Raw genomic sequence first — 23,545 nt, 5'->3', positions numbered from 1 at the left:
GTTTTGGTGCTGCTGAAAGTGGATAGATGGAACTGCAAGGCTCGCCCAAGATAGTCGTCAACGCGTCCCAGGGGAAGGGTGTGGTGGATGAAACCGCCCTCCCCGGCGTTAATAAAACCAATAACGAGGTCTGTATGAATGTCCCTTTCGATCAGCTGTTCACTTGGCTGAAAGATCACAAGATTACCGAAGTCGAGTGCGTCGTCAGCGATTTGACCGGCATTGCACGCGGCAAGATTGCACCCACCAACAAGTTCCTGCATGAGCGAGGCATGCGCCTGCCGGAAAGTGTGCTGTTGCAAACGGTGACCGGGGACTTTGTCGACGACGACATCTACTACGACCTGCTCGACCCGGCCGATATCGACATGGTCTGCAAGCCCGACGCCGACGCGGTGTACGTGGTGCCGTGGGCCATCGAGCCGACGGCTATCGTTATCCATGACACGTTCGACAAGTTCGGCAACCCCATTGAACTGTCACCGCGCAACGTCCTGAAAAAAGTCCTGCAGTTGTACACCGACAAAGGCTGGCGACCGATTGTTGCGCCGGAAATGGAGTTCTACCTGACCCAGCGCTGCGAAGACCCGGACTTGCCCCTCAAGGCACCACTGGGCCGTTCGGGCCGTGCGGAAAGTGGCCGGCAGTCGTTTTCCATCGACGCCGCCAATGAATTCGACCCGTTGTTCGAAGACGTCTACGACTGGTGTGAACTGCAAGGCCTTGACCTGGACACACTGATCCACGAAGACGGCCCGGCGCAGATGGAGATCAACTTCCGTCACGGCGACGCGCTGGACCTGGCCGACCAGATAACCGTATTCAAGCGCACGCTGCGCGAAGCGGCGCTCAAGCACAACGTGGCGGCAACCTTCATGGCCAAGCCCATCGGCGATGAGCCCGGCAGCGCCATGCACATTCACCAGAGCGTGGTGGACATCAGCACCGGCCAGCCGATTTTCGTCGACGCCGACGGCAAGATGAGCGAGCTGTTTTTAAACCACATTGGCGGCCTGCAGAAGTACATCCCCAAAGTGCTGCCGATGTTCGCGCCCAACGTCAATTCGTTCCGCCGCTTCCTGCCGGACACCTCGGCCCCGGTGAACGTCGAATGGGGCGAGGAGAACCGTACCGTCGGCCTGCGGGTACCGACCTCAAGCCCCGAGGCGATGCGCGTGGAGAACCGCCTGCCCGGCGCAGATGCCAACCCCTACCTGGCGATTGCCGCCAGCCTGTTGTGTGGTTACCTGGGCATGATCGAAGGCGTGCAGCCAAGCGCGGCGGTAGAGGGTCGCGCCTATGAGCGGCGCAACCTGCGCCTGCCGATCACCATCGAGGACGCCCTGACGCAAATGGAAGAGTGCCAGACCATCGAAAAGGTCCTGGGCAGCAAATTCGTGCGCGGGTATGTCGCGGTGAAGCGCGCCGAACACGAGAACTTCAAGCGGGTGATCAGTTCGTGGGAGCGTGAATTTCTGTTGTTCAGCGTTTAGGTATCAGGCGTCTGCGAAGGCCCCATCGCGACCAGGCTCGCTCCCTCAGGGGAATGAATGCCATTCGTTCCCACTTTGGAATGCCATCAACTGTGGGAGTGAGCCTGCTCGCGATGAGCCACCAACAACACGACAGAAACACCTGAAAAATCCAATAACTCCAAGAGGTGTCGAATGCGTCTATTGAAATCCGTGGTCACGGCAACGCTGGCCTTGCTGTTCAGCGCAGTGTCTCAGGCCCAGCCTACCGTCAGTGTCTACAACTGGACCGATTACATTGGCGAGACCACCCTGGTCGACTTCCAGGCGAAAAGCGGGATAAAAGTCATCTATGACGTCTTTGATTCCAACGAAACCCTCGAAGGCAAGCTGCTCGCCGGGCGGACCGGATACGACGTGGTGGTGCCGTCCAACCACTTCCTCGCCCGTCAGGTAAAAGCCGGCGCGTTCCTCAAGCTCGATCGCGCGCAATTGCCTAACTACAAGCACCTGGACCCCAAGCTCCTCGCCCTGCTGGAAAGCAACGACCGGGGTAACGAGCATTCGGTGCCGTACCTGTGGGGCACTAACGGCATCGGATACAACGTTGAAAAGGTCAAACAGGTGCTCGGCATCGACCGGATCGACTCCTGGGCCGTGATGTTCGAGCCGGAAAACCTGAAAAAACTCAGCCAGTGCGGCGTCTCGATGATGGATTCGGCGGACGAAGTGTTCCCCGCCATTCTCAATTACATGGGCATGGACCCGCGCAGTGAAAATCCCGAGGATTACAAGAAAGCCGAAGCCAAACTGCTGAGCATCCGGCCATACATCACGTATTTCCACTCGTCCAAGTATGTGTCCGACCTGGCCAATGGTGACATCTGCGTCGCCTTCGGCTATTCCGGCGACGTGTTCCAGGCCGCCAACCGCGCCAAGGAAGCCGGGAACGGGGTGAACATCGCCTACGCCATCCCCAAGGAAGGCAGCAACCTGTGGTTTGACCTGCTGGCGATTCCAGCCGACGCTAGCAACCCTAAAGAAGCCCATGCGTTCATCAATTACCTGCTCGACCCGCAAGTGATTGCCAAAGTCAGCGCCTCGGTCGGCTACGCCAACCCCAACCCTGACGCCAAACAATTCATGGACCCGGAGCTGGTAAACAACCCCGAGGTCTATCCTCCTCAGGCCGTCCTCGACAAGCTCTACATCTCGACTACCCCGCCCCAGGCGATCATGCGACTGATGACGCGTTCGTGGAGCAAAGTGAAGTCCAACAAATGAACCAGTACACTCAGGAACATGCGCACTCTTACTACGCCGCCACGGCCCGGGACCTGACGGCCTACCCGAGCCTGGCGACTGATCGGGTCGCTGACGTGTGTGTGATAGGCGGCGGTTTTACCGGGGTCAATACCGCGATCGAGCTGGCGCAGCGTGGGCTTTCGGTGATTCTGCTCGAAGCCCGGCGGATTGGCTGGGGCGCCAGTGGGCGCAATGGTGGACAGTTGATCCGTGGGATCGGCCATGACGTCAGCGGGTTTGGCCGTTACATCGGCGCGGATGGCGTGCGTTATCTGGAGCACGCCGGCACAGCATCGGTCGAACTGGTGGGCCAGCGCATTCGCGAGCACGCCATTGATTGCGACTTGCGCTGGGGCTTTTGCGAACTGGCCAACACCCAGGCGCAGTTCGCCGCATTCAAGGCCGAGCAGCAGCAACTGCAGACGAGTGGATACGCGCATGAAACCCGCCTGGTGGGGCCGCAGCAGATCCGCCAGGAAGTGGTGGACTCCGGCGTGTATGCCGGCGGCCTGGTGGACATGGGCTCGGGGCACCTGCATCCGCTCAACCTGATCCTTGGCGAAGCACGCCTGGCTGCGTCCCTCGGGGTGCAGATCTTCGAGCAGAGTCCGGTGCTGGAGTTGATCCATGGCGATACGGTGCAGGTGCGTTGCGCGGGTGGCACGGTGCGCGCGGGCAGGCTGGTGCTGGCGTGCAACGCGCACCTGGATGAACTCGAGCCCAAACTCAGTGGCAAGGTGTTGCCCGCCGGCAGCTACATCATTGCGACCGAGCCGCTGACCGCGGATGCCGCCAGTGCATTGATCCCCCACAATCTGGCGTTGTGCGATCAGAAGGTCGGGCTGGATTATTACCGGCTTTCGGCCGACCGACGCTTGTTGTTTGGCGGTGCCTGTCATTATTCCGGCCGCGACCCGGCGGACATTGCCGCCTATATGCGCCCGCAGATGCTCAAGGTGTTCCCGCAACTGGCGGATGTGCGCATCGACTACCAATGGGGCGGCAAGATCGGCATCAGCGCCAATCGCTTCCCCCAGGTCGGTCGCTTGGGCCAGCACCCGAATGTCTACTATGCCCAGGGTTACTCCGGGCATGGGCTGAACGTGACCCATTGGTGCGCCAAGCTACTGGGTGAAGCGATACATGCCGGACACAGCCAGGGCTTCGATGTATTCAGCGCCGTGCCGCACATGACCTTCCCCGGCGGCCCGATGCTGCGCTCGCCGCTGCTGGCGCTGGGGATGTTGTGGTATCGGGTGCGCGAAATCCTGGGCTAAATCCGCCTCCGCAGGAGCTGCCGAAGGCTGCGATCTTTTGACCTGGAGTGGTCTAAATCCGCCCCCGTAGGAGCTGCCGAAGGCTGCGATCTTTTGACCTTGACCCTTAATAAAGGCAAAGATCGTAGCCTTCGGCAGCTCCTACAGAGCTCATGCCTTCTGTCTTCTCATGGCTTTGATTCAATTTCGATTTGCTGATTCGCCACTCGCCTCTATATTGAGGAGGTGCTCTGCCTTTAAAGCCTCTTATTGAGCGCGACCCATGGCCTCGAACGACCAGTTGATCATCTGCGAGCATTGCGATTGCGTGTTTCAAAAAGCGACGCTCGCCAAACATCAGAAAACCCTGTGCTCACGTTGTGGCGGGGTGCTCCAGCGCTATAACGGCTTGACCATAGAGCAGCGCCTGGCGTTGAGCCTCACGGCGCTGGTGGTGTGGATCTTCACCAACTTCTACCCGGTAATGAGCATCAGCCTCAAGGGCTTGAAAAACAGTGCCACGCTCTGGGATTCGGTACTGGCCCTCAGCCAGGGCCCCATCACCTTCATCGCCATGGTCGCAGCCATCGCCATGATCATCGCCCCGATCTTTCAGCTGGTGCTGCTGATCTGGGTACTCGGTTTCGCCCTCTCCGGGCAACGCTGCCCCGGCTTCAAACCCTGCATGCGCTGGCTGGAAACCCTGCGCCCCTGGAGCATGCTCGAAGTCTGCCTGCTGGGGGCCATGGTCGCCGTGATCAAACTGGCAGGGTTGCTCGATGTATTGCCCGGCATCGGCCTGTTCGCCCTTGCCGTGCTCAGCCTGATGATGATCCGCATCGCCGGGCGCGACGTGCGTGATCTGTGGGACACCCTATGAGCCGACCGCCAGTGGCGCATGACCTCGACCTATGCCTCTGTCACAGTTGCGGCCTGGCGTGCGACATGACGCATGAACCCCATGAGTGCGAACGCTGTGACGCGCCCTTGCACCGACGCAAGACCAACTCGATCACCCGGACCTGGGCTTACCTGCTGACCTCGCTGGTGTTCTACATTCCCGCCAACCTGTTGCCGGTCATGAACACAAAGATGGTCGGCAATGGCGCCGACAGCACGATCATGAGTGGCGTGCTGGAGTTCTGGGAAGCGGGTGCCTGGGACATCGCCCTGATCATCTTCATCGCCAGTATCGCGGTGCCGGGCATCAAGTTCGTGGCCCTGACGCTGCTGCTGGTGACCGTGCAGCGCAACAGCCTGTGGGCACGCAGGGAGCGCTCGAAAATGTATCGCTTCGTCGAGGTGATCGGCTACTGGTCGATGCTCGACGTCATCGTCGTGGCGCTGGTCGCCGCCCTGGTGAAATTTCAGGCCCTGGCCGATATCGAGCCAAGGCCGGGTATTCTGTTTTTTGGCCTGGTGGTGGTGTTCACCATGCTGGCGGCGATGAGTTTCGACCCACGCCTGATCTGGAATGAATCGCGGGAAAAGCCGCATATCGAGGAGGTCATGGATGAAGTCGCAAGCCACTGACGGGCCCCAGGCCCCCGGCCAGGCCCCGATCAAGACCCGCAGGTTCAGCGTTTCCCTGGTGTGGATCGTGCCGATCGTTGCGGTACTGGTAGGTATTTCGCTGGTGGTGCACAGCATCCTGCAGCAAGGGCCGACCATCACCATCACGTTCAAGACGGGCGCCGGCCTCACCGCCAACAAGACCGAGGTCAAGTACCGCAACGTGGTGATCGGCCATGTCTCGGAAGTCGAACTCAGTGACGACCAGAAAAGTGTCAATGCCACGATAAAACTGGCCAAGCAGGCGGAAAGCTTTACCCGTGAAGACTCGAAGTTCTGGGTCGTGCGCCCGCGCATCGGGGCTGGCGGTGTGTCGGGTATCGACACCCTGCTGTCCGGCGATTACATCGGCGCTGATATCGGCCAGGCCAACACCCGGGCGAAGCGCTTCCAGGGCATGGAAAACCCGCCGCCGATCACCTACGGCGAACCGGGCAAGCGCTTTACCCTGCACACCCAGGACCTGGGCTCGCTGGACATCGGCTCGCCTGTCTACTACCGCAAGATCCCGGTCGGCCAGGTGGTGGCCTACGCCCTGGACCCCGATGGCAAAGGGGTGAACATCGACGTGTTCGTCCACTCGCCCAATGATGCCTATGTCACACAAAACACCCGGTTCTGGAACGCCAGCGGCATTGATGTAAGTGTCGGCGCCAACGGCTTTGCGCTCAAGACCGAGTCGTTGTCCTCGATACTGGTCGGCGGCATCGCCTTTCGCGCCCCTGAGTACAGCCCTGACGACAAACCCGCGGCAGAAGAATATGCCTACGAGCTGTTCCCTGACCAGCAGACCGCCCTCGCCCCGCCCAATGGCAAGGCGCAGTACCTGAGCCTGCGTTTCGATCAGGCGCTGCGTGGGCTGAAGGTCGGCGCCCCGGTGGAGTTCCTCGGTACGGAGTTCGGCAGAGTCGTTTCGGTCAACCTCGATTTCGATGCGCAGAAGCGCAGCTTTCCGGTGAATGTCGGCATCGTCATCTACCCGCAACGCCTCGGCACGGCGCATACCAAGATTCAAAAGGTGTTGAATCACGACTCCAACGACGAGGCCGCCGGTGTGCGCCTGATGGGCTCCTTCGTCGAGAACGGCCTGCGCGCCCAGGCCCGCAGTGGCAACCTGTTGACAGGACAGCTGTACATTGCGCTGGACTTCTATCCCAAGGCGCCAAAGGTCGCGTTCGATGCGACTGCCCGCCCCGTCAGCATTCCAACCATTCCGGGCAGCCTGGAGGAGATTCAGGGCAAACTGGAGGCGATGGTCGACAAGATCAACAAACTGCCGATCGAACGAATCGCCAACAACCTCGATGCCAATCTGGTCGAGCTGCGCAAGGGCCTGACCCAGTTCAATGCCAAGACGTTGCCCGGCGTCCAGAGCACCCTGGCCGACGTCAGCAAGACCTTGCAGTCGGCCAACTCGACATTGGCCGAGGACTCGCCGCAACGTGAGCAACTGTCCGAAACCCTGGACGATCTGGGCCGTACCTCGCGTTCCTTGCGCGACCTGGCGGATTACCTGGGACGCCACCCCGAATCGCTGATTCGCGGACGCCCCAATAATGCCGCGCCTATCGACCTGCAAGGGCCGCCGAGCAAATGACCACAGGAGCATCACCCATGGCTTTTCCGCTGAAGATCACCCTGCTCGCCGCGCTGTCATTGCTCGCCGCCTGCCGCAGTGATCCGATTCAGTTCCATACGTTGACCCCGGCGCAGTTGAACGCGAATTCGCAGTCCACGGCGCAGATCCAGATCGAATCACTCACGGTGCCGCCCCAGGTCGATCGTCCGCAGATCGTCGTGCGCCAGGGCAATACCGGGATCGCGATTCTTGAAACCCAATGGTGGCGCGCTAGCCTGGTGGATGAGTTACGCAGCGCGCTGGTCGACCAGATGGTCAACAGCAACCCCAGGCGCAATATCTCGGTGCGCCTTGAGGTGCAGCGGTTCGACTCGATTCCGGGTCAATATGGGCTGATCGACGTAAAATGGCGCCTGCGCGACGCAGGCGCCACTGAAAAGGGCACCCTCACCTGCCGCAGCACCTTGAAGACCCCTTCCGGGCCTTCGATTGACGACCTGGTTGATGCGCAGCAGAACAACGTCAAGCGTCTGGCCGCGCTGATCAGCCAGGCGGCAGGCAATCCGCAAACCACCTGCCCCACCAGCCTGTAAACACTGACAAATCCTGTATGTTCGTCAGTGTTCAAGCGGAATATCAGGCTGCCAGGGCTATCGTTCAGGTGCACCCACTGTAGGAGCGAGCTCGCGATGGTCGTCAACGATAACGCGGGGTGTCAGGCTGCCAGAGAGATCGTTCACGACCATCGCGAGCGAGCTCGCTCCTACAACGGCATCACAAATCGAAACGATCCACCGCCCGCCGCCGCTCGTTGTCGTCACGCACATCGTAGTTGGCGGTCGTCTGGATATTGCTGTGGTGCGCCAGCTTCTGCGCGATCGACAGGTCGTGCTCCTCGATCACCCGGGTGATGAACGACCGCCGAAAATCGTGGGGCATGATCTTCACGCCGACCTGCGCGCCACGCTGGCGGGCAATGTAATAGATCGCATGTTTGGTGATGCGCTCGCGCGTGATGTGGCTGCCTCGACGAATGCGGTTGAACAGGAACGGGTCATCCACCTCCCCCTCCTTGAGCTGCGAGCGGCGCAGTTCGAGCCAGGCGTCGAGCTTGGCAAAGGCCCAGGTGGGCGCATATTTGATCAACTGCTTGTTGCCCTTGCCCGTCACTCGCAGGCTGCGCTCGGCAAAATCCAACTGACTGAGGTCCAGGTTGACCGACTCCGACTTGCGCATCCCCGAGCCATACAGAATTGCAATGATAGCGGCGTCGCGCAGCCCCTGTGGCCTGGGGTCGGCGGCACACACCGCCATCAGTTCCTGGATCAGCGAACGGCGTAGGTTGCGCCCCTGGGACAGCCGCGTGCCGGCGATGCCCTTGACCGAGCGCATCTTCAACAGGTGTTCCTGGCTGATCAGGCTCATGCGCCAGGCTTCATTCATTACCCCGCGCACGGCGTTGACGTACAGCGATGAGGTGTTGGGCGCATAACCGTCCTCGCGCAGCGCTGCAACCAGCGCAACGACATCCTCTGGCTGTAATTGATGCCAGGGAATTTCCTCGACGTTCATGTCTTCGAAACCCAGGCGATCGGCGGCATCCTGCAGGACATAACGCATCGTCATTTGGCTGGAGGGTGCCAATCGCGCCAGGTAGACAGTGAGCGGATTAGCCTTGGAAGCGGGTAAGTCAGTCAAACGAAACGGCCTTGAGTGAAATCGGTGTCATGGAGCAAAAAACAGCAATGGGCTGCCTTGCGGTGGTCAGGTGCGGGACGAATCACAAGCTCCATCATCTGACGTGCCCCGGTGGGGCTCCCAACCCTGCCGGCCGGGGCCGAAAAAGTCAAATCAGCTGTCATTTAAAAATCGCAACGCTCCAATTGAGCTCATAATTAATGCATTCAACCTGCATTAATATGAATTTGTCAGTGACCGTATAGCGAGGCAAACTGTGCGCGTTCCTCCCCCAACAGAGGGAACACTTTCAAGGGCTTACTGGGTTTCCAGCCGAGCCTTTTTTTTCGCCTGCTTTTCACGGATCGTTTAATTCATGCTTGCTTGCTGGTTACCTGCCGCCATCAACACTCGCCCCACTGAATGGAGCCGCGCCGCGATTGGCATGGCCATAGGTACGATGTTCACCGTCTGGCTGTGCAGCCAGGTATTCGGCGTCGAAGTGGCCCAACACCTTATCGGGCCGCTGGGGGCTTCGGCGGTGCTGCTGTTTGCCGTGTCATCCGGTGCCCTCGCCCAACCCTGGGCGATCCTGGGCGGCTACCTGAGTGCTGCAGTGGTAGCTCTGCTGGTAGCGCACGTGCTCGGTCGCACGTTGACCAGCGCATGCCTGGCGGCGGGTGTTGCGCTGATCCTGATGTGCTGGCTGCGTTGCCTGCACCCGCCAGCCGGCGCCTTGGCGCTGACCCTGGTGCTGGCCGACCCTGCGACCATCGCACTTGACTGGCAAGCTCTGGGGCCCGTCATGCTCGGGGCTGCCACCCTGTTGTTATGTGCCCTGCTCTACAACAACCTGACGCGCATCCGTTATCCCAAACGTGCAGGCGAGCCCCCGGTGGCAGTGACTGCCGGTCCCGCCGTGGTCGACAGCCAAGGCATCACCGCCCAGGATTTGAAGCTGGCCCTGGCAGACCTGGAGGCCTTCTACGACGTCACGCCCGAAGACCTCGAGCAATTGATCCATGCCAGTGAAGTGCACGCCCGGCGGCGTAGCATTGGCGACGTGTTCACTGAACGGTCCGCGTAGTCAGATTCCGCTCCCTGCATGCATATCTGCAGACTGGACCTGCAGATATCCCGGTTGTACATCACAAATTTGCACTGGTACGATCCTTGATCGCTCGCGTGCGAGCTTCTTTATAAAGAACAATAAAAGCAGGGAGTTAGTGATGACTGCTCAGGTTTCTTCTCCGGGGACTCAGTCCATGGATGCCACGCACAACGACGTGCTGGCCGAAGTACGCAACCACATTGGTCACCTGACCCTCAATCGTCCCGCCGGTCTCAATGCCCTCACTCTCGACATGGTGCGTAACCTGCAGCGCCAGCTCGACGCCTGGGCGCAGGATTCGACGGTACACGCCGTCGTATTGCGCGGCGCCGGAGAAAAAGCCTTCTGTGCCGGTGGTGACATCCGTTCGCTGTACGACAGCTTCAAGAACGGCGACTCGCTGCACCAGGATTTCTTCGTCGAGGAATATGCCCTGGACCTCGCCATTCACCACTACCGCAAACCGGTGCTGGCGCTGATGGACGGATTTGTCCTGGGCGGCGGCATGGGCCTGGTGCAAGGTGCCGACCTGCGGGTGGTCACGGAAAAAAGCCGCCTGGCGATGCCGGAAGTGGGCATAGGCTATTTCCCGGACGTCGGTGGCAGCTACTTCCTGCCTCGCGTGCCCGGCGAGCTGGGGATCTACCTGGGCGTCACCGGCGTGCAGATTCGCGCAGCCGATGCTCTCTACTGCGGGCTGGCCGACTGGTACCTGGACAGCAATAAAATCGCCATCCTGGACGAGCAGCTTGATCAGATGGCATGGCACGACACCGCGCTCAAGGACCTGCAGGGCGTACTGGCCCGGCTCGCTGTGCAGCAACTGCCCGAGGCACCGTTCATTGCGCTGCGCCCGGCCATCGATCACTTCTTCGCCTTGCCCGACGTGCCGAGTATGGTTGAGCAACTGCGTGCAGTCACGGTGGCTGACAGCCACGACTGGGCGCTGGCGACTGCTGACCTGCTGGAGACGCGCTCGCCGCTGGCCATGGGGGTCACCCTGGAAATGCTGCGCCGTGGTCGCCACCTGAGTCTGGAAGACTGTTTTGCCCTTGAACTGCACCTGGACCGCCAGTGGTTCGAGCGTGGTGACCTGATCGAGGGCGTGCGCGCCTTGCTGATCGACAAAGACAAGACGCCACGCTGGAACCCGCCCACCTTGCAGGCGCTGGGCGCCGGGCATGTGGAGAGTTTCTTTGAAGGCTTCGATCGGACCGGGAGCTGAGCCATGCACGATATCGAATTGAGCGAAGAGCAAGTGATGATCCGCGACATGGCCCGGGATTTCGCCCGGGGTGAAATCGCGCCTCATGCCCAGGCCTGGGAAAAGGCGGGCTGGATTGATGACGCCCTGGTGGCGAAGATGGGCGAGCTCGGCCTGCTGGGCATGGTGGTACCCGAGGAATGGGGCGGCACCTATGTCGACTACGTGGCCTATGCGCTGGCGGTGGAGGAAATTTCCGCAGGTGACGGCGCCACCGGCGCCCTGATGAGCATCCACAATTCCGTCGGTTGCGGGCCCGTGCTGAACTTCGGCACCGAAGAACAGAAACAGGCCTGGCTGCCGGACCTGGCCAGCGGCAAGGCCATTGGCTGCTTCTGCCTGACCGAACCCCAGGCCGGTTCCGAAGCACACAACTTGCGCACCCGCGCGGAACTGCGCGATGGCCAGTGGGTGATCAACGGCGCCAAGCAATTTGTCAGCAATGGCAAGCGCGCCAAATTGGCCATCGTGTTCGCCGTGACCGACCCGGACCTGGGCAAACGCGGAATTTCCGCCTTCCTGGTGCCGACTGATACCGCCGGTTTCATCGTAGATCGCACCGAACACAAGATGGGCATTCGCGCATCCGATACCTGCGCAGTCACCCTGAACAATTGCACCATCCCCGAAGCCAATCTGCTGGGTCAACGCGGCAAGGGCCTGGCCATCGCCCTGTCCAACCTTGAAGGTGGACGCATCGGCATCGCCGCCCAGGCGCTGGGCATCGCCCGCGCGGCATTTGAAGCAGCCCTGGACTATGCCCGTGGTCGGGTGCAGTTCGACAAGCCGATCATTGAGCACCAGAGCATTGCCAATCTGCTCGCCGACATGCACACCCGGCTGAACGCGGCGCGCCTGTTGATCCTGCACGCGGCGCGCCTGCGCAGCGCCGGCAAGCCTTGCCTGTCGGAGGCGTCACAAGCCAAGCTGTTCGCGTCGGAAATGGCCGAGAAGGTCTGCTCTTCGGCGATACAGATTCATGGTGGGTATGGCTACCTGGAAGACTACCCGGTGGAGCGCTACTACCGCGATGCGCGGATCACGCAGATCTATGAGGGGTCGAGCGAGATTCAGCGGATGGTGATCGCCCGAGAATTGAAGAACTATCTGGTTTAGGGCCTGCAAGCACTGCGGGCAAGCCTTGCTCCCACAGTCACTGATAACCTGTAGGAGCAAGGCTCGCCCGCGATAGCCTTACGCGATTACTGGCCCTGGAACTGCGCCTCACGCTTGGCAATAAACGCCGCCATCCCTTCCTTCTGATCCTGCGTCGCGAACGCCGCATGGAATACACGACGCTCAAAGCGCACGCCCTCAGACAGGCTGACTTCGAACGCGCGGTTGACGCTTTCCTTGACCATCATCGCAATCGGCAGGGATTTAGCGGCGATCAACGCGGCGACTTTCAATGCCTCGGCCAGCAACTCATCCGCCGGCACGATGCGCGCCACGATGCCACAGCGCTCTGCTTCCACGGCGTCGATCAAACGTCCGCTCAGACACATTTCCATGGCCTTGGCCTTCCCGACTGCGCGGGTCAGGCGCTGGGTGCCGCCCATGCCCGGGAGCACACCGAGGTTGATTTCCGGTTGGCCGAACCGGGCATTGTCGCCCGCCAGAATGAAGTCGCACATCAGTGCCAGTTCACAACCGCCACCCAAGGCAAAACCGTTCACCGCAGCAATGATGGGCTTGCGGCGATTGGCCACGCGGTCGCTGTCGCTGAACAGATCGTCGAGGTAGATCTGCGGATACGTCAGCTCGGCCATTTCCTTGATGTCGGCGCCGGCCGCGAAGGCTTTTTTTGAACCGGTGAGCACGATGCAGCCGATGTTCGAGTCAGCTTCCAGGCCATCGAGCGCCTGGTTCAGTTCGCTGACGATCTGCGCATTCAATGCGTTTAACGCCTGGGGCCGGTTCAGGGTGATCAGGCCAACACGACCGTGGATTTCCAGCAAAATCGTTTCGTAGTTCACAAATGGACTCCTGTTCAAAGGTTGCGCGAGATAACCATGCGTTGAATGTCGCTGGTGCCTTCGTAGATCTGGCACACCCGCACGTCGCGGTAGATGCGCTCCAGCGGGAAGTCGTTCAGGTAACCGTAGCCGCCCAGGGTTTGCAAGGCCGCAGAACAGACTTTTTCAGCCATTTCCGAGGCAAACAACTTGGCCATCGAGGCTTCGACCAGGGCGGGCTTGCCGCTGTCACGCAAAGCCGCTGCGTAGTGCACCATCTGCCGGGCAACGGCAATCTGGGTCGCCATGTCGGCGAGGCGGAACGCGACGGCCTGATGTTCGATGATCGGCTTGCCGAAACTTTCCCGCTCCCTTGCGTAGTCCCGGGCTGCTTCGAACGCGGCTCGGGCCATGCCCACCGATTGCGAAGCAATGCCGACACGACCGCCTTCGAGGTTGGCCAGGGCGATTTTGTAGCCTTCACCCTCCTCGCCCAAACGGTTGGCCACTGGCACCTTCACGTCTTCGAAGAGAATCTGGCAGGTGTCGGAGGCGTGCTGGCCGAGCTTGTCTTCGACCCGCGCGACTTTGTAGCCCGGTGAATCGGTGGGGACGATCAGGGCGGTGATCCCGCGCTTGCCTGCGCTCGGGTCCGTCACGGCAAACACGATCACCACGCCGGCATTCTGCCCGGAGGTGATGAACTGTTTGCAGCCGTTGAGCACGTAGTGGTCGCCTTCCAGGCGGGCACGTGTTCTCAGGCCACTGGCATCGGAACCGGCCTGGGGTTCGGTGAGGGCAAAAGCGCCGAGCATGTCGCCCCTGGCCAGGGGTTTGAGAAAGCGTTCTTTCTGCTCATCGGTGCCGTAATTGAGGATCGGCACGCAGCCCACCGAGTTGTGCACGCTCATGATGGTCGAGCACGCACCGTCACCGGCCGCGATCTCTTCCAGGGCCATGGCGTAGGCCAGGTAACCGGTGTCGCAGCCGCCCCATTGCTCCGGCACGAGCATGCCGAAGAAGCCCAGTTCGGCCATTTCGCCGATGGCTTCGGTGGGAAAACGATGCAGGCGGTCCCACTCGGCAGCGAACGGTTTCAGCCGTTCCTGGGCAAACTGCCGTGCCGCGTCGCTGATCTGGGATTGTTCGTCATTGGGAATCATGCCAAATCCTTGAATATGAAATACCCCGTATAGGAGCTGCCGCAGGCTGCGATCTTTTAATGATGATCTTCAAGGTCAAAAGATCGCAGCGTGCGGCAGCTCCTACAGGGGGTGTGCGGGTTTTAGTACAGGCATTCCACAGCCATCGCCGTGGCTTCACCGCCGCCGATGCAGATAGCTGCAACGCCGCGCTTCAAGCCTTTCTGGCGCAGCGCCGAGAGCAGGGTCACCAGGATCCGCGCGCCGGATGCGCCAATTGGATGGCCCAGTGCGCAAGCCCCGCCGTGCACGTTGACTTTTTCATGGGGGATTTCCAGTTTGGCCATGGTCACCAGGCTGACCACCGCAAACGCTTCGTTGACTTCAAACAGATCGACCTGGTCCAGGGACCAACCCGTCTTTTTCATCAACTTGCGGATCGCGCCCACCGGGGCGACCGGGAACAGGCCTGGGGTATCGGCAAAGGCAGCATGCCCGTGAATCACTGCCAGCGGCTTGAGCCCCTGTTTTTCGGCAGCGGAGCGGCGCATCAACACCAGGGCCGCAGCGCCGTCGGAGATTGAGCTGGAGTTGGCTGCAGTAACGGTGCCACCGTCGCGGAACGCCGGCTTGAGTGAAGCAATCTTGTCCAGTTTGGCTTTCGGCGGCTGTTCGTCGTTACTGATTAGCGCCTGTTCCTTGCCGACGGTAATGGTAAGCGGGACGATCTCGTCCTTGAAACTGCCGTCCTTGATCGCCTGCTGTGCACGGGTGGTCGAGGCAATGGCAAAGGCATCCTGGGCCTCGCGGCTGAAATCGTTGGTCTCGGCGCAGTCTTCGGCGAAGGTGCCCATCAGGCGTCCCTTGTCGTAGGCGTCTTCAAGCCCGTCGAGAAACATGTGGTCCATCACCCGACCGTGCCCCATGCGGTAACCACTGCGTGCACGGTCCAGCAGGTACGGCGCGTTGGACATGCTCTCCATGCCTCCGGCGACGACCACCTCGGCACTGCCGGCGACGAGCATGTCGTGGGCCAGCATCGTCGCTTCCATACCCGAGCCGCACATTTTGTTCAGCGTGGTGCAGCGGGTTGATTTGTCCAGCCCGGCACCCAGCGCGGCCTGGCGCGCCGGGGCCTGGCCAAGGCCTGCGGAGAGGACGCAGCCGAACAGCACTTCCTCGACCAGAGCAGGGGCGATGCCGGCGCGTTCGACGGCGGCGCTGATCGCGGCAGCACCCAGTTGCGGTGCGGTGAGACTTTTCAGTTCGCCCTGGAACCCGCCCATGGGGGTGCGCACGGCGCTGACAATAACAATCGGATCGTTGGCAATAGTCATGACGAATTCTCCTACCTGGCGGCCATGCGCAAGGCACCGTCGAGACGGATCACCTCGCCATTAAGCATGCTGTTTTCAATGATATGCCTTACCAGCGCGGCATACTCGTCCGGTTTCCCGAGCCTGGGTGGAAACGGCACGCCAGCCGCCAGGGACGCGCGTACTTCAGGCGTCATGCCGGCCATCATCGGCGTCTCGAAAATGCCCGGGGCAATGGTCATCACGCGGATGCCAAAGCGCGCCAGCTCGCGAGCGGCGGGCAAGGTCAGGCTGACGATAGCGCCCTTGGACGCTGCGTAAGCCGCCTGGCCGATCTGGCCGTCGTAGGCAGCGGCCGACGCAGTATTGATGATCACCCCGCGCTCGCCGTCGCTATCCGCTTCAGTCTCGGCAATCGCCGCTGCCGCCAGGCGCAGCATATTGAAGCTGCCGATCAGGTTGACATTGATCACCTGGCTGAAGCTGGCGAGCGCATGCGGGCCGGTCTTGCCGAGGATTTTTTCGCCGCGCACGATACCGGCGCAGTTGACCAGGCCATTGAGGCCGCCGAAGGCTTTCACCGTGGCTTGCACTGCGGCTTCGGCGGCGGCCTCATCACTGATGTCGGCGACCACACTCTGCGCGCCAAGGCGCTGGGCCTGAGCGGCGACGGCGTCGGCGTTCATGTCTACCAGCATCACTCTGGCACCGGCGGCCACCAGCATTTCAGCGGTGGCGGCACCGAGCCCGGACGCACCGCCGGTGACGAGAAAAACCTTGTTTTCGATCTGCATCACAGTTTCCTTGGATTCAAGCTGAAACGTTCTTCGCTGCGGCCTCTTGAGCCTTGGCGATTTCCTGGTTGCGCAAGATAAAGCGCTGCAATTTGCCGCTTGGGGTTTTCGGCAATTCGCTGACAAATTCGATTTCACGGGGGTAAGAATGCGCGGCCAGTCGCTTGCGCACGTGCTGGCGCAGTTCTTCGGCAAGCGCCGGGTCGGCGCGGTATTGCGCACTGAGTACAACGAAGGCTTTGACCAGCTCGGTGCGCTCCGGATCAGGCTTGCCGACCACCGCCGCCTCGACCACGGCCGGGTGCTCGATCAGCGCGCTTTCCACGTCGAACGGCCCGACCCGGTAGCCGGAGGTGGTGATCACGTCGTCACTGCGCCCGACGAAGCTGATGCTGCCATCGGGGTTCCACTCGACGGTGTCGCCGCTCAGGTAGTAGTTGCCGACGAACGCTTTGGTGGGCGCGCCTTCGTAACCGGCGAACCAGCACATCGGTGACTGGCTGCGATCGATGGCCAGGATGCCCGGCTGACCGACGCTCAGTTCCTGGCAGGCTTCATCCAGCACCACAATGCGGTGGCCGGGCGAGGCAAAGCCGGCGGCGCCCATGTGAATCGGGTGTTCCAGGCCGTGGTGATTGCACAGCACCATGCCCAGTTCGGTCTGGCCATAATGGTCGTGGATGACCACGTTCAGGTTGTCGGCGAACCAGCGGATCACTTCCGGGTTCAGCGGTTCACCGGCACTGCTGACAATGCGCAACCTGCCTTTGATGGACCGGGCGAACTCGTCGCCGCCGGCGATCAGCAGTCGGTAGGCCGTTGGCGAGCCCGTGAGGTTGGTGATTCCATATTTGTTGATGACCCGGCAGGTACTTTCGAGGGTGAACGGGCCGTCGTAAAAGGTAATCGGATGCCCCATCGCCAGTGGCCCGGTCACGCCGAAATAGATGCCGTAGGCCCAGCCGGGATCGGCGACGTTCCAGAATGCATCTTCGGGGCGCAAGTCGACCGCATCGCGGGTGTAACTCTGGAACGCGACGATGGCCTTCAGGGGCACGGACAGGGCTTTAGACGGGCCGGTGGTGCCAGAGGTGAACATCAGCAGGAAAGGGTCTTCGCCAGTGAGCAGCACCGGTTCGCAGACAGCAGGGTAATTGGCCAGCTCAGCCCAGAAGCTGAAATCGCCACGAACAATGCCCTGGCCTTTTGGTCCTGCGACGGTAACGATGGTCGGGCAGTTCTCGACGTCGGCGAGCTTGCTGCGATTACCCGCATCGGTCACCACCACCTTGGCACCGGAACTGCCCAAACGGTGCTCGATGGCCTTGGGGCCGAAGGCGGTGAACAGTGGTTGATAGACCGCACCGATGCGCCAGGTCGCGAACACCGTGACCAGCAGTTCGATATTGCGAGGGAGCAAGCCGGCAACCTTGTCGCCTTTGCGCACGCCCTGCTCCAGCAGGAAATTGGCGAAACGCGCGGCTTTGTCCTGCAAGTCGCTAAACGTATAAGTCGCGCTCGAACCGTCGCGCCCCTCCCAGAACAGCGCAATGCGCCCGGGCAGTGCGTGCCGGTCGCAACACTCGACGCAGGCATTGAGCGCCGTGAGGTCGCCGGCCAGTGCGGCATCGACGGTGTGCTGATAATCGAACTGTGAAGTGGCAGTCAGGTAGTCGTGCATTGCCAGAATCCCTCTGTATTTTTATTAGGTTGGGGGGAACCGTAATCAACAGGAGAAATAGTCGCTCTGTGCGCAGGGCGGGACAATGGTCAAAGCTATCAAGTTGTTTGACTGGTTTGGCCAAGGTTAGGTAGGCGTTGCGGCTGCAATGGCCTCATCGCGGGCACGGTCACTCCCACAGGATCTGTGTGCTGACGCTAAAACTGTAGGAGCGAGCTTGCTCGCGATGGGGCCAGTCAGGCCACTACACAATCCCGCTCAGTCCGGCTCATTCAGTATAAGACTGCGGTAATGCCCGGGATTGGACCCCGACCACTTGCGAAACGCCTTGTAGAACGAGCTGGCATCGGCAAACCCCAGGCGCGTGGCGATTTCGGCAAAGCTGATCGCCGGGTCCGCCAGCCAGACGATCGCCAGCTCCTTGCGCACGCTGTCCTTGAGCCCCTGGTAAGTCTGCCCCTCCTCCGCCAAGCGACGGCGCAAGGTCGAGGCCGACATGCACAGTTGTTGCGCCAGTGCCTTGGTCTCCGGCCAGTCCTGGGCGGTGATCTGCCGCAAATCGTGCTTGATCCGGCTGGCGAGGCTCTGTGGATCGCGGTATTTCACCAGGATATTGGCCGGTGCATGGGCCAGGAAGCGCTTGAGCTCCTCGGGACTGCGGCGGATCGGCATGTCCAGGCAATCGGCGGCAAAAATCATGCGAGTGCGGGGTCGATCGAAGCGCAGGTTCTCGGAAAACATCACCTGGTAGTCGTCCAGAAAATCCGGTGTCGGGCAGCGCAGTTCAATCGCCAGGATCGGTATTCGCCGCCCGGCCAACCAGCAGGCGACGCCGTGCACGATCATCCAGTAGGTAAAGTAGGTGAACGCGCGCTTGGCGGGTTGCTCATCCTCGATCAGCACGATTTCCGCCAGGCTCTGCTGACGCACCAGGTGCGCAGGCAGGTGCTGGAACATCAGCGAGAGAAAGTCCAGGCCGCAGGTCAGGCCCGTCATCAGGCTGGGCTGGGCCATGGCGCTGCGGCAGAGGAATTCGAAACTGCCGGAGCGCAGTGGGCGCGGATCCATGCCAAAAAACTCATCGTCGCCCCGTCGGGCCAGCAGCCGCCACAGCCGTGCATAGGCCGTCGCCGGCACCCGGGCATGCGCGGTACCGAGTAACGCCGGGGCAATGCCGACCTTTTCCAGTACTTCGGCGGTTGCCACGCCGGGCGCACAACTTTGCAACAGGGCTTCGCGCACCAGTTGGATGGAGATAGTGTCTTTTTCCGACATTAAATCAGGCAGGCCAGGTTGTTATTCGAATATCGCCATCTTACATGCAGGAGGCAGCTTGCTGGCGATGGTCGTTAACGATCACGCGGGGTGCCTGATGCCCCGAGGCGGCCTCTGGTTTTTCGCGAGCGAGCTCGCTCCTACACAGATTTGTAGGAGCCAGCTTGCTCGCGATGGGCGATAACGATAACGCGGGAAACCTGACACCCCGTGACGCACTCGGGTTTTTCGCGAGCGAGCTCGCTCCTGCAAGTTACAGGATCCGGTACAGCAGCCTCTCGATCCGCACGCGGCTGACGCGCTTGAGGAACTTGGCCACCGCTGCCGGGTATTCCACCAGCGTTTCCAGGTCCTGGTATCGGCCAATGCGCGTGGTGTGCTGGAAAATCTGCCCAAGCTCTTCCCTGCGCGGCGCCAGCAGCTCACCTTTGGGATCATCGATCAGCAAGGCGTTTTCCAGGTCGAGACGGAACGCCCGCGGGTTCAGGTTATTACCGGTGAGCAAGGTATAACGCTGGTCGACCCACATACCCTTGAGGTGGTAAGTGTTGTCGCCGTCCTTCCACAGGTGCAGGTTCAACTGGCCGCTGTCGATATAACGCTGATGACGCTTGGCGAAACGGCGCAGGCTGATTTCGTACAGGTATGGCAACGCCGCGATCACCTTGAACGGCTCGCTGGGTGGAATGTAGAAATCGTTGGCTGTCTTGTCCCCGACCACGATGTCGATCTTCACGCCCCGTGCCAGTGCCCGATTGATTTCCCGGGTCACGGCCAGCGGCAGGTTGAAATACGGCGTGCAGATGGTCAGCTGCTGCTGGGTGCTGGCGATCAACTCGCCAATCACCCGGCTCAGCGGATTGTTCTTGCCCACGCCGAGCAGCGGGCTGACCGACAGCCCGCCTTTGTCCGTAGTCCCACTGGTGGTGTCATACGTCGCGTGCTTGAGGCGGCTGCGCAGGTCACCGATATCGTTGCGCAGGCTGCGGGTGGTTGGCAGATTGGGCAAATCCAGGCGATTGACCGCCTTGGAGGCGATCAGGCCGTGCTGCACCAGGTGCTGCATCGAGTCCGCCAGGTCGCGGTTGTGCAACAGGTGATAACGGTCATAACGGTACTTGTCGAACTTGTGCAGGTAAACGTTGTTCAGACTGGCGCCGCTGTAGATCACGCAATCATCAATTACAAAACCCTTCAAGTGCAGCACGCCGAACAGCTCACGGCTCTGCACCGGCACGCCGTACACCGGCACTTCGCTGGCATGGGTGCGTGTGGTTTCCTGGTACCACGCCGAGTTGCCCGGCTGCTTGCCGGCACCGATCAGGCCACGCTGGGCGCGCAGCCAGTCGACGACCACCACAACATCCAGTTCCGGGCGCGCCAGTTTGGCGGCATGCAGGGCATCGAGGATCTCCTGGCCGGCTTCATCCTGTTGCAGGTACAGCGCGACGATGTAGATGCGTCGGGTTGCACTGGTGATCTTTTCCAACAGGCAGCGACGAAACTCGGCGGCGCCCGAGAGGATGGTGACGGCCTCGGCGGTCAGCGGGAAACTGCGCAGTTTTGGCAGCAGGGAGCGTTTGAAAAGCGACGGCATAGGGCTCGCAAAGGGTCGAATCCGAAGAGTCGCAGAGCTTACACCATGGCGTCGCGCCTGGCACAGCGTGTTGACCGTTCAACCCTTTCACCGAAAATCCAACCGAACCCACGCCAAAAGCCCAGGGTCCACCCTCTGACTCTTTCGCCTTGAGATTGGAGATTCACGATGAACGACTATCCAAAACCGCCCTTCCCCAAACAGGCACAACCCGTCCCCGGCTCCCAGAAAAAAATGGATCCCTACCCGGACTGCGGCGAGCAAAGCTACAAAGGCTCAGGCCGGCTGGAAGGCAAGATTGCCCTGATCACCGGCGCCGACAGCGGCATCGGCCGCGCCGTGGCGATTGCCTTCGCCCGCGAAGGCGCGGACGTGGTCATTGCCTACCTCAACGAACATGAAGACGCCGAGGAAACCGCCCGCTGGGTCGAACAGGCCGGCCGCCAGTGCCTGCTGGTGCCAGGCGACCTGGCGCAAAAAGCCCAATGCCAGGCGGTGGTCGACAAGACCGTCGAACGCTTCGGTCGCATTGACGTGCTGGTCAACAACGCTGCGTTCCAGATGACCCACGAGAATTTCGAAGACATCCCGGACGAGGAATGGGTGATGACGTTCGACGTCAACATCACCGCGATCTTCCGCATCTGCCAGGCGGCGTTGAAACACATGAAGCCCGGCAGCTCGATCATCAATACCAGCTCCATCAACTCGGACATGCCCAAGCCTACCCTGCTCGCCTACGCCACCACCAAGGGCGCTATCGCCAACTTTACCGGCGGCCTGGCGCAGATGCTCGGGCCGAAGAACATCCGGGTCAACAGCGTCGCACCCGGGCCCATCTGGACGCCACTAATCGTCTCGACCATGCCCGACGAAGAAGTGCAGAACTTCGGCGCCGAGACCCCGTTGGGGCGTCCCGGGCAGCCTGTGGAGGTCGCGCCGATCTATGTGCTGCTGGCCTCGGATGAAGCCAGCTACATCACAGGTCAGCGCTACGGGGTTACCGGTGGTAAACCAATGCTGTAACCGTCGCGCAGCCAGTCCTCGGGCTGTGCCTGCTGACCATCAACCGGCGCGCGAGCGTCGGTTGAGCATACTCCACGCTGTTTCAAGGCCACCTTCCTGCGGGACGCAAGCATGAGCTTTACCATTTGGATGGCCGTCCTGGGTGCCGTGTTGCTGACCCTGGCATTGACGTCGTCCTATCTGCGCTGGAAACCCGTTACCACCTCGGCGGTATGCCTGGCGCTGGGCGTTGGCATCGGCCCCACGGGCCTGGGCGTATTAAAACTGGATGTGGACGATGCATCAGTGTGGATGGAACACCTGACCGAAGTGGCGGTGTTGTTTTCCCTGTTCGTTTGCGGTTTGAAGCTGCGCGCTCCCTTCAGGCAAAAGAACTGGCGAGTGGCACTGGGCTTGGCGGGCCCGGTCATGATGCTGAGCATTGCCGGGGTTTGTCTGCTGCTGCACTTCGCGTTCCAGTTGCCTTGGGGTGTCAGCGCACTGGTTTGGCTCGATCCTGGCGCCGACCGACCCTGTGCTCGCGTCTCTGGTGCAGGTTAACGATGCCCGCGACGACGACAGCGTGCGGTTCGGGCTGTCCGGCGAGGCCGGCCTGAATGACGGGGTCGCCTTCCCGTTCGTGATTCTTGGATTGCTCCTGCTGCAACAAGACGGTAATCCTGGCTGGCTCGGTGATTGGGCGCTCGGCCGATTGCTCTGGGCAGTGCCGGCGGGGCTGTTGATCGGGTACTGGATGGGCCGTGGAATCGGCCGGTTGACCTTGTCCCTGCGCATTGCCAACGAAGACAGCACACTCTCCCCCAACGACTATCTGGCCCTGGCCCTGATCGCATTGGCCTATGTCGGCGCCGAGTGGGTTCACGCCTACGGCTTCCTGTCTGTTTTCGCCGCTGGCCTGGGGTTGCGTCAGGAAGAGGTCAAGTCCACGGGCGATGCCCAGGTGCCGGCCGAACACCTTGTGCAGCCAGTGGTCGGTCACCAGAACGTAGATCCGCAGCAAGCGGTGCATGGCGACACCGATAATCTTGAAGATTCCCAAGTGGCCGCCGGCATCATGATGGGCGACATGCTGGCATTTGGCGGTCTGGTGGAGCGCGCCATGGAAGTATTCCTGGTGACCTTGCTCGGCGTGGTGCTGATTGCGCACTGTGACTGGCGCGCGCTGCCGATAGGTGGCGCATTGTTCCTGCTGATCAGACCGCTGAGTGTTCTGGCCATGCCCTGGGGCGGTCTGCTCGAAAGTCGCCATCGCCTGTTGATCGGCTGGTTCGGGATCCGCGGGATCGGCAGCCTGTATTACCTGTTCTACGCCCTGAACCACGGACTGGACCCGTCAGTCGCGGCCTTGTGCACCAACCTGACGTTGTCGGTGGTGGCGTTGAGCATCCTCGTGCACGGGATCAGCACCCAACCCATCCTTGCTCGATACGAACAGCGTAAAAAACGAAAAAACTGATTTTTTGCTCAGGGTTTTATCGTCGGAATAATCGAAATTTAACGCTCATAAATTTGAAATCCTTCGC

Annotated in this window: 19 protein-coding genes and 1 pseudogene; 12 read left to right on the top strand and 8 right to left on the bottom strand. The window is 61.0% G+C overall.

The genetic code is table 11. The features are described from left to right. The first annotated feature begins 134 nt into the window (after positions 1-134). The 7 genes from IMW75_RS10920 (at position 135) to IMW75_RS10890 (ending at position 7,777) form a co-directional block, all read left to right on the top strand. Complete coding sequence (locus IMW75_RS10920) at positions 135-1,493, top strand: glutamine synthetase family protein (protein WP_045058651.1); 1,359 nt, start codon at positions 135-137, stop codon at positions 1,491-1,493. A gap of 174 nt (positions 1,494-1,667) precedes the next feature. After that, positions 1,668-2,756 carry a polyamine ABC transporter substrate-binding protein gene (locus IMW75_RS10915; RefSeq protein WP_205892610.1) on the top strand — a complete coding sequence of 363 codons (1,089 nt, stop codon included), beginning with the start codon at positions 1,668-1,670 and terminating at the stop codon, positions 2,754-2,756. Next, positions 2,753-4,054 carry an NAD(P)/FAD-dependent oxidoreductase gene (locus IMW75_RS10910; RefSeq protein ID WP_205892609.1) on the top strand — a complete coding sequence of 434 codons (1,302 nt, stop codon included), beginning with the start codon at positions 2,753-2,755 and terminating at the stop codon, positions 4,052-4,054. Before IMW75_RS10915 ends, IMW75_RS10910 begins: the two co-directional genes overlap by 4 nt. 262 nt (positions 4,055-4,316) lie before the next feature. After that, positions 4,317-4,913 carry a paraquat-inducible protein A gene (locus tag IMW75_RS10905; protein WP_045058403.1) on the top strand — a complete coding sequence of 199 codons (597 nt, stop codon included), beginning with the start codon at positions 4,317-4,319 and terminating at the stop codon, positions 4,911-4,913. Further along, entirely contained in the window at positions 4,910-5,566 is a 657-nt protein-coding gene (locus IMW75_RS10900) for a paraquat-inducible protein A (RefSeq protein WP_045058402.1), read from the top strand. The genes IMW75_RS10905 and IMW75_RS10900 overlap by 4 nt, the downstream gene beginning before the upstream one ends. Beyond that, positions 5,547-7,202, top strand: coding sequence for a PqiB family protein (locus IMW75_RS10895; protein WP_045058401.1), 1,656 nt, complete (start codon positions 5,547-5,549; stop codon positions 7,200-7,202). The genes IMW75_RS10900 and IMW75_RS10895 overlap by 20 nt, the downstream gene beginning before the upstream one ends. 17 nt (positions 7,203-7,219) lie before the next feature. Next, on the top strand, positions 7,220-7,777 hold the full coding sequence (locus IMW75_RS10890; protein WP_205892608.1) for a PqiC family protein: 558 nt from the start codon (positions 7,220-7,222) through the stop codon (positions 7,775-7,777). 181 nt (positions 7,778-7,958) lie between these two features. On the opposite strand, the gene IMW75_RS10885 is transcribed toward IMW75_RS10890, so the two are convergent. Continuing rightward, on the bottom strand, positions 7,959-8,810 hold the full coding sequence (locus IMW75_RS10885) for a site-specific integrase (RefSeq protein ID WP_412548503.1): 852 nt from the start codon (positions 8,808-8,810) through the stop codon (positions 7,959-7,961). A gap of 427 nt (positions 8,811-9,237) precedes the next feature. On the opposite strand from IMW75_RS10885, the gene IMW75_RS10880 reads away from it, so the two are divergent. The 3 genes from IMW75_RS10880 (at position 9,238) to IMW75_RS10870 (ending at position 12,352) form a co-directional block, all read left to right on the top strand. Next, the gene (locus IMW75_RS10880; RefSeq protein ID WP_205892607.1) at positions 9,238-9,948 is read left to right on the top strand and encodes an HPP family protein; all 711 of its coding nucleotides are present in this window, start codon (positions 9,238-9,240) and stop codon (positions 9,946-9,948) included. A gap of 142 nt (positions 9,949-10,090) precedes the next feature. Beyond that, entirely contained in the window at positions 10,091-11,197 is a 1,107-nt protein-coding gene (locus IMW75_RS10875) for an enoyl-CoA hydratase/isomerase family protein (protein WP_205892606.1), read from the top strand. A gap of 3 nt (positions 11,198-11,200) precedes the next feature. Beyond that, positions 11,201-12,352 carry an acyl-CoA dehydrogenase family protein gene (locus IMW75_RS10870; protein WP_045058396.1) on the top strand — a complete coding sequence of 384 codons (1,152 nt, stop codon included), beginning with the start codon at positions 11,201-11,203 and terminating at the stop codon, positions 12,350-12,352. 86 nt (positions 12,353-12,438) lie between these two features. On the opposite strand, the gene IMW75_RS10865 is transcribed toward IMW75_RS10870, so the two are convergent. From IMW75_RS10865 to pssA, 7 genes are all read right to left on the bottom strand, one after another. Beyond that, a complete protein-coding gene (locus tag IMW75_RS10865; RefSeq protein ID WP_045058395.1) occupies positions 12,439-13,212 on the bottom strand; it encodes an enoyl-CoA hydratase in 774 nt (257 codons plus the stop codon). 14 nt (positions 13,213-13,226) lie between these two features. Further along, complete coding sequence (locus IMW75_RS10860) at positions 13,227-14,354, bottom strand: acyl-CoA dehydrogenase family protein (RefSeq protein WP_205892605.1); 1,128 nt, start codon at positions 14,352-14,354, stop codon at positions 13,227-13,229. 122 nt (positions 14,355-14,476) lie between these two features. Next, positions 14,477-15,670, bottom strand: a complete 1,194-nt coding sequence (locus IMW75_RS10855) for an acetyl-CoA C-acyltransferase (RefSeq protein WP_205892604.1) — start codon at positions 15,668-15,670, stop codon at positions 14,477-14,479. Positions 15,671-15,681: 11 nt separating this feature from the next. Continuing rightward, positions 15,682-16,443 carry an SDR family NAD(P)-dependent oxidoreductase gene (locus IMW75_RS10850; RefSeq protein WP_205892603.1) on the bottom strand — a complete coding sequence of 254 codons (762 nt, stop codon included), beginning with the start codon at positions 16,441-16,443 and terminating at the stop codon, positions 15,682-15,684. Between the two features lie 16 nt (positions 16,444-16,459). Then, complete coding sequence (locus tag IMW75_RS10845; RefSeq protein WP_205892602.1) at positions 16,460-18,124, bottom strand: AMP-binding protein; 1,665 nt, start codon at positions 18,122-18,124, stop codon at positions 16,460-16,462. Between the two features lie 258 nt (positions 18,125-18,382). Continuing rightward, complete coding sequence (locus IMW75_RS10840) at positions 18,383-19,399, bottom strand: AraC family transcriptional regulator (protein ID WP_205892601.1); 1,017 nt, start codon at positions 19,397-19,399, stop codon at positions 18,383-18,385. Positions 19,400-19,652: 253 nt separating this feature from the next. Beyond that, a complete protein-coding gene (gene pssA, locus IMW75_RS10835) occupies positions 19,653-20,996 on the bottom strand; it encodes a CDP-diacylglycerol--serine O-phosphatidyltransferase (protein WP_045058389.1) in 1,344 nt (447 codons plus the stop codon). A 168-nt stretch (positions 20,997-21,164) separates the two neighbouring features. Between pssA and IMW75_RS10830 the strand changes: the two genes are divergently transcribed. Next, on the top strand, positions 21,165-22,022 hold the full coding sequence (locus IMW75_RS10830; protein ID WP_045058388.1) for an SDR family oxidoreductase: 858 nt from the start codon (positions 21,165-21,167) through the stop codon (positions 22,020-22,022). A 111-nt stretch (positions 22,023-22,133) separates the two neighbouring features. After that, positions 22,134-23,478, top strand: a pseudogene (locus tag IMW75_RS10825) (cation:proton antiporter). The last annotated feature ends 67 nt before the right edge of the window (positions 23,479-23,545 follow it).

Source organism: Pseudomonas gregormendelii, assembly GCF_017114825.1.
Classification (GTDB): domain Bacteria; phylum Pseudomonadota; class Gammaproteobacteria; order Pseudomonadales; family Pseudomonadaceae; genus Aquipseudomonas; species Aquipseudomonas gregormendelii.
This window is presented reverse-complemented; position numbering and strand designations above follow the sequence as displayed.